Below are 2,113 nucleotides of genomic sequence, written 5' to 3'. Positions count from 1 at the left end.
CACACCTTCTGTCGGTTTTACAGGAACTCGATTTTAAGCACCCATTCCCAAAACCCAGAGCCGAACCTTCTTGTGTAACCTCTATGTAACTAGGCATGGCGATACCATACTGCGCCGCAACTTTCTCCCAGATGTGAAGCGGTACTTTGAGGAATGCGATCGGGGCTTTACCCCCTTCAGGGTTGCGGTACTTTACGACTTTCCATTTTCCGTTTTTGCCATTCTCAGGTTTGAGTAAGGGCCCTTGTAAAATCTTGACGCGACCGTTGCAGATCCAGCCGTGTGACAGTGGAGTGTTGTCAAAGTCTACGCAGCGTTCCCAAAGTCTCAGGTACTTGGCGTTGAGGCGGCCCGCGTTGAGGCGCTGCGGGTGGGGATAGAGAAATTCAAATAAGTCTGCGCCAGCGATCTCCTGTACGTTGAGGTTAATGATTGCATCGTCAACGCCAGAGTCTAACCAATCTTGGCGGTAGTCAGTGCGATCGCTGCTCTGATAGACGGGCGAGTTGGGGAGTGTCAGAGTGGGGTGCATTTATTTTGCCCCCCCAAATTTCAATCGGAGTGTACCGCCATCGCCATATTTTTGAAGGAAATCAAACAATTGATGCGGTGCTACTTCAAAGATTTGCTCAGTAGGTTCTGCAAATCTGTTTTCGTTTTTTAGATTGCAATTACTTGAGTCGGTGTGAGGATAGTGTGGTGATGACACAATAGGTTGTGCCTTACCACATATACTACCTAACTCATTTTTTGAAAATTCCATCGGTGTTCCTTTGTAAGGGTTAACACCGCTTTTGCAGGGGTCTGTTGTTTAAAGTTGTCAAAATAGGGACTGCAATCACAAAAAGTCTGATTGAGTTGACTATTGACACCGTTTTTGTTACATTTACATAACAAATATTTTCTTTTTGACCCGTTCTGCAAAACCGGGTGTAATTGCTGAATTGATGCACTCAATTCGGCAAATTTAATTTCTGGGTAGTTTTCTCGATTGTCGCTTCGTTTTCATAGATTTTCCCTCAATTAAATATTTTTCGAGTATTCTCTCACAAAAAGCGCTCGCTTAGTAGCGATTATTTATCCTTTGGTGAGTGTTTATTGGTGAGGCGGTTTTTTATCAATCGCCTCACTTAATTGCTTTCCGATCCAAAAACTGATACTTTGCATATTAAAAAGTGTCCGAAGTATTGTTTTAATAGTAATCTATTTTTCCGTTTTGCGATCGCCACTAGCGATCTTTTTTTGGGATTAAGTTTGAGTTGGTCAAGTCACAATCATAAACCTTTAAGGCTTGCCTCACGAGCGCATAGCACGAGAATAAACCCGATACTGAATACTGGTTTCATAAACCTTTGATGCTCTTAAGGGGTTGAGCGCATAGAACGAGAACCCGATACTGAATACTGGTTTCATAAACCTTTGATGCTCTTAATGGGTTGAGCGCATAGCACGAGAATAAACCCGATACTGAATACTGGTTTCATAAACCTTTGATGCTCTTAATGGGTTGAGCGCATAGCACGAGAATAAACCCGATACTGAATACTGGTTTCATAAACCTTTGATGCCGTTAGGGGGTAGAGTATCTCGGCTATACCCCTCACTGCTATATCAAACCAGCACTCATACATCTAAAGTTGACGGCGATCGCCATAAAGCATAATTTTTGCGTTGCCAGCCCTCGGTAATAAGTCTGATGTCTCGCACGAGAAGTATTTACCCTGACGATGTGGGTAGCATTTTGACTACAACAATCAGCGTTTTGAGCGATCGCCCAAAAGAATCAAGCTAAGTTTTAAAGAAGTTTTTGCCTGATCTTTTCCAAATATTTGGCAAAAAACAATGGCAAAATCACGAATTAATTAGTATTAGGACTATATGAATGAGCGATCGCCCTCAAGTTGTAATAGCGTGATGCTCTTCTAGGTCAATTCGTTTGGGGGCAAGCCAGCGCGAAAAATCTGCTCTGCCGTCAGTTGCAATTCAGGAAATGCAGCCGACTCAATGCGCGAGTTTCCCCTAAACTGTTTGACCTGATACTCCCCATCAACCAATTCATAAACGCTGAACGTGGGTTGTTTGGGATTGCCGATAAACTGCCTGCCCCCCAAAC

Annotated in this window: 1 protein-coding gene and 2 pseudogenes; all 3 read right to left on the bottom strand. The window is 43.4% G+C overall.

What is annotated here, in order from left to right:
* A pseudogene (locus OSCIL6407_RS36015) lies at positions 1–532 on the bottom strand (plasmid replication protein, CyRepA1 family); the annotation flags it as partial.
* The gene (locus OSCIL6407_RS0128850) at positions 533–763 is read right to left on the bottom strand and encodes a hypothetical protein (protein ID WP_007354493.1); all 231 of its coding nucleotides are present in this window, start codon (positions 761–763) and stop codon (positions 533–535) included.
* Positions 764–1,922: 1,159 nt separating this feature from the next.
* Positions 1,923–2,113: pseudogene (locus tag OSCIL6407_RS0128845) on the bottom strand (Uma2 family endonuclease); the annotation flags it as partial.

This window comes from Kamptonema formosum PCC 6407 (genome assembly GCF_000332155.1).
Lineage (GTDB): Bacteria > Cyanobacteriota > Cyanobacteriia > Cyanobacteriales > Microcoleaceae > Kamptonema > Kamptonema formosum.
Note: the sequence above shows the minus strand (reverse complement) of the source record. Positions and strands in the feature narration are given on the sequence as shown.